We start from the raw sequence: 8,489 nt of genomic DNA, 5'->3' as shown, positions 1-8,489 counted from the left end.
CGAGCTACTCGCGGCCTGAACGCGCTAGCGAGTGGTTGTCCCTTTCTTGTCCCCTCTCCAGGCTTGCGACACAACCCAGGGCATAGGGGCAGAGCTGTGCACGCGTCCTCAAGCCCAACAGGCACTGGGCACCCGCTTCTCAGACGATTGGTGTGCCGTTCCGGCGCCTGTCAGCGAAGTTGCGGTCACCGCTGATGGTGACGAGCTTTGGCGAGATGCAGGCCGCAGGCTCCTTCCGTCAATGCGTTTTAACACGACCAAGACCCTTAACAGACGTTGACCCCACGTTTGGGGTATGTGCGCCTTGAAGGGACTAGCGGCACTCTGTGGCAGGCCCCGCCACTCGATAGCGCTCAACTCCTGACTATCTCTCTGGCACTTGTCCGGGATGCCGAGATCAGAGGGGTCAGCACAAGATATGTTCCCACTGAGACAGTAACAAAGTACGTAGCAAGCACGTGAGCTACCTCTTCGAGCCGGACCCTTGGCTTCTATCACTCGTATCCCCAAGCGGTGGACTGAGCTATATGGTGGTCTCAACAGCATCCAAACTAGGGTCAGCACTAACCTTCAAGGAGCACGAAGCGTGGCTCACTATCTTGGGATCGATGTCGGCACTTCAGCGGCGAAAGTCATCCTTGTGGACGAGTGGCAGGCCGTGGTCGCGGAAGCGGATGTGCCCTTGCAGGTCTCCCGCCCGCAGGACCTCTGGTCGGAGCAAGACCCAGAAGCTTGGTGGAAGGCCGTGCAGGCCGCTCTCGATCAACTCCGCGTGACAACAGGGGCAGCCTTCGCAGATGTGCGCGGCATTGGCCTGTCAGGGCAGATGCATGGGGCGGTGCTGCTCGATGATAGCAACCGGCCGCTGCGCCCTGCAATTCTGTGGAACGACGGTCGCTCCTTCCGCGAGGCGCAGGAACTCGGCGCCCAGCATCCCGAACTCTCACGAGCAATGGGCGTCATTCCGATGCCGGGCTTTACGGCACCAAAGCTGGCCTGGCTTGCACGGCACGAGCCCGAGACGTTCCGCGCCGTCCGCAAGGTTCTTCTGCCGAAGGATTACATCCGCCTCCAGCTCACCGGCGCCATCGTCACGGACATGTCGGACGCAGCTGGCACATGGTGGCTGGATGAAGCTAGGCGCGACTGGTCCGATGCGGCCTTGGCTGCGACAGGCCTGACTCGCGACCATATGGCAAGCCTCGTTGAAGGTTCGCAAGCCTCCGGCACCCTGCGTCCGGAGATAGTCCAGCAATGGGGCATGCGTAGCGATGTTGTGGTCGCCGGCGGTGGAGGCGATGCGGCAACAGGCGCCGTCGGCCTGGGCGCCATCGACGACGGCGCAGCCTTCATCTCGCTCGGTACCTCGGGACAGCTCTTCGTGACCACGCGGGATTTCAGCCCGGCCCCTGAGGCCCTGGTGCATTCCTTCTGCCATGCGGTGCCCAGCCGCTGGTTTCAGATGGCCGCCATGCTGAACGGCGCAAGCTGCCTTGCCTGGGCGGCCAATCTCCTGAAGCGGGATATCGGCGAGCTCTTGAGAGAGACGGAAGCCGTTTATCGCAAGCCGTCCGATGTTCTCTTCCTGCCCTATCTCGCCGGCGAGCGGACGCCGCACAACGATCCCCATGCGCGTGGCGTGTTCTTCGGTCTTTCTCCGAACACGCAGCAGACCGACTTGGCGCAGGCCGTTCTCGAAGGTGTCGCCTACAGCTTCGCCGATGCGAAGCGGGCGCTCGAGCAGGCCGGCACGCCCCTGCCTCAGGCCGGCATCATCGGAGGAGGTTCGAAGAGCCGATTCTGGACGAGGATCTTCGCCAGCGTGTTGAACATTCCCATCACGCGCTATCAGGGCAGCGACAAGGGACCAGCCTTCGGCGCAGCGCGTCTGGCACGTCTGGCCACCACCGGAGAGGCACAGGAGGACGTTTGCACGGCCCCGAGCGTTCTCGAGGCTGTCGAGCCTGACCCGCAGCTGGCAGAACTATATAGCCCGCGCATCGAGTTGTTCCGCAGCCTCTATCGTGCTCTGAAACCAGAATTCGCACGCTCCTGAAACGAAAAGCGCAATATTATTTCATCTTTGATGAGAGCAACTGTTAGTGCAGAAAGAGCTGTACCTGAGCGTCGATGCTCAACTGCTCAAGAAAATTTGTGGACTTCTGTCCGAGGGAGAAAGCGAGGGATTGAAAACCGATTGGCATGAAGCATTTACGGCAGTCATAACACCTGCTCATCCAGCCGCTCGACCAACATCACAGATTGGCTGAATGCGAACAGACTACTGCCGCTTCGATGAAGCACCTTTAGGGGAGCGCCCATGACAGGATCCACCCCGATCCTTGAGATGAAGGACATCTCCAAGACCTTTCCTGGGGTCAAAGCGCTCACGAATGTCACGCTCACCGTCTATCCTGGCGAAATTCATGCGCTGATGGGGGAGAACGGCGCTGGCAAGTCCACACTGATGAAGATTCTGTCCGGTGCCTACCAGGCGGATCCAGGTGGAGAGATTCGCATCAACGGCCAGCACGTCACCATCGATGGACCTCTCGCGGCGCGGCAACACGGTATCTCCATCATCTACCAGGAGCTTTCTCTCGCCCCCAACCTGACGGTGGCGGAGAACATGCTGCTCGGGCGCGAGCACAAATCCGGCCCGATGGTCGACCGCCGCTCCATGGAGAAGGCCTGTCAGGACGTTCTAGGACGCCTCGGCGTGCATTTCAGGGCAACGACGAAGGTCAGCGAACTCTCGATGGCCGAGCGGCAACTCGTGGAGATCGCCCGCGCCCTAATTGCAAATTCCCGCATTCTGGTCATGGACGAGCCCACGACCTCCCTCTCTTCCCGTGAAACAGAGGCGATGTTCGCGCTGGTGCGTCAGCTGAAAGCGGAAGGTCTCGCCATTATCTATATCAGCCATCGCATGGCCGAGATCTATGAGCTCGCTGATCGCGTGTCGGTGCTCCGCGACGGCTCCTATGTCGGCACTCTCGTAGGCGACGAAATCTCTGCCGAGCGTCTCGTCCAGATGATGGTGGGCCGGGATCTCTCATCATTCTATAAGAAGGAGCATGATGCCCATCAGAGCCGCGGACCGGTCATGTTCGCGGTCCGAAACATGGGTGACGGCGTTCGTGTGCACGACTGCTCGTTCGACCTGCATGAGGGAGAGGTGCTCGGTATCGCAGGCCTCGTCGGTGCGGGTCGAACCGAACTAGCGCGCCTTATTTACGGGGCCGACCCGCGAACAAGCGGCGAGGTCTTTCTTCAGGGAAAGCACCTTGCGATCCACCGCCCCGAGGACGCGATCAACTCCGGCGTCGTTTATCTGACGGAGGACCGTAAACACCTCGGCCTCTTCCTCGATCTCACCGTGCGCGAGAACGTGAATGTGAGCGTGCTCGGGCGGGATGCACGCGTGGGAGGCGTGCTCAACCTAAGGTCCGCCAAGGAACGAGCGGCAGCTGCCATCAAGGCACTCGCCATCCGGGTAGCTGGGGACGGCGTGCTTGTGGGCAGCCTCTCAGGCGGCAACCAGCAAAAGGTCCTTCTGTCGCGGCTTCTTGAGACGAAGCCGAAGGTCCTGATCCTCGACGAGCCGACCCGTGGCGTCGACATCGGGGCGAAATCCGAGATCTATCGCCTCATCGATGAGTTAGCGAAGCGGAGTGTCGGTATCATCGTGATCTCCAGCGAGCTGCCGGAGATCGTGGGAATCTGCGACCGCGTGCTGGTGATGCGCGAAGGCAGAATCGAGGGCGAAGTAGGCGGTGCAGGGCACCTACCCGTGACACAGGAAAACATCATCAGCATTGCGACAGGCGTAAGGGAAGCGGCCGAATGACATCCCCGAATGACACCAGCGCATCTATCCAAGCGACCGGAGCCGCAGGCCTCGATGCGGCATCTCAAAGCAAGCAGCGCCGCCTCGCCTGGCGCTCAACCTTGCAGGCCATCGGCATGCTGCCGGTGCTCATCATCCTCGGCGTCGTTTTCGAGCTGATGTCCGGTCGGTTTATGAGCTTCCAGAATCTGTCAATCGTGATGCAGCAGGCTTCGATCAACACGGTGCTCGCCGCAGGCATGACTTTCGTTATCCTCACGGGTGGCATTGACCTTTCGGTCGGATCGATCCTGGCAGCAGCTGCCATGGTGGCAATCCTGGGATCGCTCATCCCTGAATGGGGTATGCTCGGTATTCCGGCAGCTCTACTGGCAGGCCTCGGGTTTGGGCTCCTGAACGGCGCGCTGATCGCCTTTGCGAAGCTGCCGCCCTTCATCGTCACCCTCGGATCGCTCACTGCTGTGCGCGGCGTTGCGCGTCTTCTCGGCGGTGATACGACCCAGTTTAACCCGCAACTCCCCTTTGCCTTTATCGGCAACGGCACTCTGTTCGGCTTACCCTGGCTGGTGTGGATTGCCTTCGCGGTGGTGATCATCTCGTGGTTTATCCTTAGGCGAACCGTCCTTGGCGTGCACATCTATGCGGTCGGCGGTAATCCGGACGCGGCACGGCTCACCGGCATCAAGGTTTGGGCGGTTCTGCTTTTCGTCTATGCCTTCTCCGGCCTCGCAGCCGGCCTTGGTGGCGTCATGTCGGCGGCTCGCCTGTTCGCCGCGAACGGCTTGCAGCTCGGTCAGTCCTATGAGCTGGATGCCATCGCTGCAGTCATTCTGGGCGGCACCAGCTTCGTCGGCGGCATCGGCTCGATCTGGGGCACGCTAATAGGCGCTCTCATCATTGCCATCCTGTCGAATGGCCTCATCCTCGTGGGCGTCTCTGACATCTGGCAGTTCATCATCAAGGGGCTCGTGATCATCGGGGCTGTGGCGCTCGACCGCTACCGCCTCAAGGGATCGGCGCGCACCTGACACGAGATACAAGCGCCCTGACCGGCGCTCGTATAAGCGACTTCCCGGAAGAATGCACAAGCATTGGGTGTCGCGAAGCATAAGCACCTGGAGGAATCTATGGCACTTTCCCGTTTCTCTCTCAGCCTTGCCGTTCTCGCCGGTCTTGCGGCTCCGGCCTATGCCAAGGACGTGAAGAACGTCGGCATCTCGGTCGGACTGCTCGGCAACCCGTTCTTCGTCGCGACCATCAAGGGCATCGAGGCCAAGGCGAAGGAGATCACGCCAGCCGCGAAGATCACATCCGTGTCGGCGGATTACGATCTGAACAAGCAGTTCACCCAGATGGACAACTTCTCGGCGGCCGGCACGGACATCGTCATGATTAATGCGGTCGACCCGAAGGCCATTGAGCCCTCCGTGAAGCGCGCCCAAGCCGCTGGCATGGTGGTTGCCGCCTTCGACGTTGCAGCGGCCGGCGCGGACGTGACTGTGATGACTGATAACGTGAAGGCAGGCGAGCTCTCCTGCCAGTACATAGCCGATCACCTCAAAGGCAAGGGCGACGTCCTCATCATCAACGGCCCCCAAGTCTCATCCATTGTGGACCGTGTCACGGGCTGCAAGAACGTGTTCTCCAAGTACCCGGACATCAAGGTTCTCTCAGACAATCAAGATGCCAAGGGCTCCCGTGAGGGCGGGTTCGCCGTGGGCCAGAGTCTGCTGACCCGTTTCCCGAAGATCGATGCGGTCTTCGCGATCAACGATCCGACTGCCATCGGCGTCAGCCTGGCTGCGAAGCAGCTCAACCGCAACGAGTTCATCATCACTGGCGTCGACGGCGCTCCCGACATCGAGACCGAGCTGAAGTCGGGCACCTCCCTGATCAAGGCCTCCGCCTCTCAGGATCCTTACATCATGGCGGCTCAATCCTATGAGCTCGCTGTTGGCATCGTGAACGGCAAGAAGCCCGAGAAGAACGTAATCCTTCTCGAGCCCAAACTGATCACCGCTGACAACATCAAGGATTACAAGGGCTGGCAGGCTGTCCGCTGATCCCTGCTCCGACCTGCAGCGGCCATGGTGCGAGCTGTGGCCGCTGCTATCCATTCATGGGCCATCAGGAGGTGTCCCGATGCTGAAGCAGCTGCGCGAACAGGTTCTGGAGGCCAATCTCGAAGTGGTGCGCCGCGGCCTCGTGCTTTACACCTTCGGCAATGTCAGTGGCATCAGCCGGGAGGACAACCTCGTCGCTATCAAGCCAAGCGGCGTTCCCTATGACCGCATGAAGGCCGACGATCTTGTGATTACTGACCTTGACGGCAAGATCGTCTGGGGCGAACTGCGCCCCTCATCCGATCTCGACACGCATCTTCACCTTTATAAATCCTTTTCGGAGATCGGCGGCGTGGTGCATACGCATTCCGAGCACGCCACCGCTTGGGCGCAAGCCTGTCGCCCGATCCCGCCCCTCGGCACCACCCATGCCGATTATTTCTACGGCCCGGTTCCCATCACTCGGGATCTGACGCCGGATGAGATCAAGAACAATTATGTTCGTGCGACGGGCGTTGCCATCACCGAAGCCTTCGGCAACCGCGATCCCATGGAAGTTCCTGCCGCCCTGGTTGCCGGCCATGGCCCCTTCGCCTGGGGCAGGACGCCGGATGACGCTGTGCACAATGCCGTCGTGCTGGAGGCTGTGGCCCGCATGGCCATGTACACATTCTCGCTGCGGCCCGACGCGCAAGGTGTGTCGCAAGCCCTCCTGGACCGGCACTATTTCCGCAAGCATGGCGCGAGCGCCACCTATGGCCAAGCGGAGAAGTAGCACGCTGCCCATTGAGTTACAGATATCCTTGTTTTGGAGAAATCCATGGCCGTTGTAGCAGGTGTCGATTTTGGCACTCTGAGCGTACGGGTCACCCTCGTCGATGACCACAAGGGTCCGCTTGGGCTTGCCACGGCGGAGTATCCGCTTCACCGCAAACGCGAGAACCCGGACTACGCGACCCAAACCCATGCCCATCACATGGATGCTCTGTCCCGCGCCATGCGCGGCGCCCTGGAATCAGCCGGCGTGAAAGGCGATGACGTGGCGGCGCTCGCGATCGACACTACCGGCTCCAGCGTCGTGATGGTGGGTGAAGGCCTTGAGCCGCTCGATGAGTACTATCTGTGGTGCGACCACCGCGCCAAATCCGAGGCCGAGGAGATAACCCGCCTTGCCCATCAGGAAGGGCTCGAAGCGATTCAATGGTGCGGCGGTGTCTATTCTCATGAATGGGGCTTTTCCAAGCTGCTGCACTGGCTGCGCCACAACCCCGAGAAGCGCGACCTACTCGTTACAGCCCTGGAACACTGCGATATGATGGCGGCGACGCTGACGGGCGTCACCGATCCACGCCTTTTGAAACGCAGCATCTGCGCCATGGGTCACAAATGGATGTGGAATCCGCGCTGGGGCGGCCTGCCTCCGCAGGAGTTTTTCTCCAAGGTCGATCCTCTCTTTGAGGGTATTCGCGATAAGTTCACCGGCGAATACGCAACCTCCGACGTGATTGCAGGCCACCTTACGTCCTATTGGGCAGAGCGGCTCGGCCTGCAGCCTGGCATTCCGATCCCGGTCGGAGCGTTTGACGCCCATTGGGATGCCATCGGGGCCGGTTGCCGGGTTGGGGACGTGGTGAATGTGGTCGGCACCTCCACCTGCATCATCGCCATGGCGCATGACACCAACCTTATCGAGGGCGTGTGCGGCGTCGTGCCAGGCAGCGTCGATCCGGAACTCGTCGGCATCGAGGCCGGCCTCTCCGCAACGGGTGACATTTTCGAGGCGATTGCACGCCGCGCCAACACCAACGTCAGGGAGCTCTCGAAAGGTCTGGAGCAGTATCGCCCCGGCCAGACAGGCCTCCTGCGGCTGACCTGGGACAATGGCGACCGAACAGTTCTGGTGAAGGCGGACCTCGGCGGCGTCACGCTGGGGTGGAACCTGCTGCACACGGCGCAAGACGAGCTGTTTGCCGCCATCGAGGGCACCGCCTTCCACACTCGGATCATCCTGGAACGCATGGCCGAGGGCGGGGTGCCGGTGGAGCGCGTGATCAATGCCGGCGGCATCCCGCAGCACAATGCGGTGTTGAACCAAGTCTACGCTAATGTGCTCGGCCGCCCCGTGCTCGTGCCCAATGGCATTCCGACCGGCCTTGGCTCCAGCATCTTTGCGAGCCTTGCGGCTGGATCGCACCCGGATCTCGATAGTGCTCAGGCTGTCATTTGCCTGCCTTTCCGCATCTTCGAGCCAGATCCGGCCGCGCACGCGGTCTACGAGCAGCTCTTCCAACAATTCAAAGCACTCTATTTCGGCTTCGGCGGCGTCTCTGGACCAGTGGCGCTTGACCATGTGTTGCGCGACCTCAAGCGGATCGCGGCTCTGTCGTCAGAACCCGCTCCGTCGGACGTTGCCGAGCGCGTGCCGATTTGAACCGCTTAGATGTCGTTATGATCCGGTTAGGAGCCATTCTATGATCTTGGTTACGGGCGAGGCCCTGATTGATCTGTTCATCGGCACCGCCACGACCACAGGCTTTCCAGCAGAGGCGGTGGCCGGCGGCTCGCCGTTCAACGTT

The 8,489-nt window shown here is 60.9% G+C and carries 6 protein-coding genes; all 6 read left to right on the top strand.

Annotation, left to right across the window (positions count from 1 at the left end; translation table 11 throughout):
- Positions 1–586: 586 nt before the first annotated feature.
- Positions 587–2,056 (top strand): xylulokinase, encoded by a 1,470-nt coding sequence (gene xylB, locus JQC81_RS31235; RefSeq protein WP_203275663.1) that lies wholly within the window; start codon positions 587–589, stop codon positions 2,054–2,056.
- 264 nt (positions 2,057–2,320) lie between these two features.
- The gene (locus JQC81_RS31230) at positions 2,321–3,850 is read left to right on the top strand and encodes a sugar ABC transporter ATP-binding protein (protein WP_203275662.1); all 1,530 of its coding nucleotides are present in this window, start codon (positions 2,321–2,323) and stop codon (positions 3,848–3,850) included.
- The gene (locus JQC81_RS31225; protein WP_210347332.1) at positions 3,847–4,878 is read left to right on the top strand and encodes an ABC transporter permease subunit; all 1,032 of its coding nucleotides are present in this window, start codon (positions 3,847–3,849) and stop codon (positions 4,876–4,878) included. Before JQC81_RS31230 ends, JQC81_RS31225 begins: the two co-directional genes overlap by 4 nt.
- A gap of 99 nt (positions 4,879–4,977) precedes the next feature.
- Positions 4,978–5,913 (top strand): ABC transporter substrate-binding protein, encoded by a 936-nt coding sequence (locus tag JQC81_RS31220; protein ID WP_203275661.1) that lies wholly within the window; start codon positions 4,978–4,980, stop codon positions 5,911–5,913.
- A 79-nt stretch (positions 5,914–5,992) separates the two neighbouring features.
- The gene (locus JQC81_RS31215; RefSeq protein WP_281400473.1) at positions 5,993–6,688 is read left to right on the top strand and encodes an L-ribulose-5-phosphate 4-epimerase; all 696 of its coding nucleotides are present in this window, start codon (positions 5,993–5,995) and stop codon (positions 6,686–6,688) included.
- A gap of 45 nt (positions 6,689–6,733) precedes the next feature.
- The gene (locus JQC81_RS31210) at positions 6,734–8,344 is read left to right on the top strand and encodes a ribulokinase (protein WP_203275660.1); all 1,611 of its coding nucleotides are present in this window, start codon (positions 6,734–6,736) and stop codon (positions 8,342–8,344) included.
- Positions 8,345–8,489 lie beyond the last annotated feature (145 nt).

The organism is Microvirga arabica (assembly GCF_016811235.1).
GTDB classification, from domain to species: domain Bacteria; phylum Pseudomonadota; class Alphaproteobacteria; order Rhizobiales; family Beijerinckiaceae; genus Microvirga; species Microvirga arabica.
This window is presented reverse-complemented; position numbering and strand designations above follow the sequence as displayed.

Coding starts and splice junctions, on each gene's coding strand:
- JQC81_RS31230 (WP_203275662.1), top strand. CDS start 2,321: ATGACAGGATCCACCCCGATCCTTGAGATGAAGGACATCTCCAAGACC.
- JQC81_RS31225 (WP_210347332.1), top strand. CDS start 3,847: ATGACATCCCCGAATGACACCAGCGCATCTATCCAAGCGACCGGAGCC.
- JQC81_RS31220 (WP_203275661.1), top strand. CDS start 4,978: ATGGCACTTTCCCGTTTCTCTCTCAGCCTTGCCGTTCTCGCCGGTCTT.
- JQC81_RS31215 (WP_281400473.1), top strand. CDS start 5,993: ATGCTGAAGCAGCTGCGCGAACAGGTTCTGGAGGCCAATCTCGAAGTG.
- JQC81_RS31210 (WP_203275660.1), top strand. CDS start 6,734: ATGGCCGTTGTAGCAGGTGTCGATTTTGGCACTCTGAGCGTACGGGTC.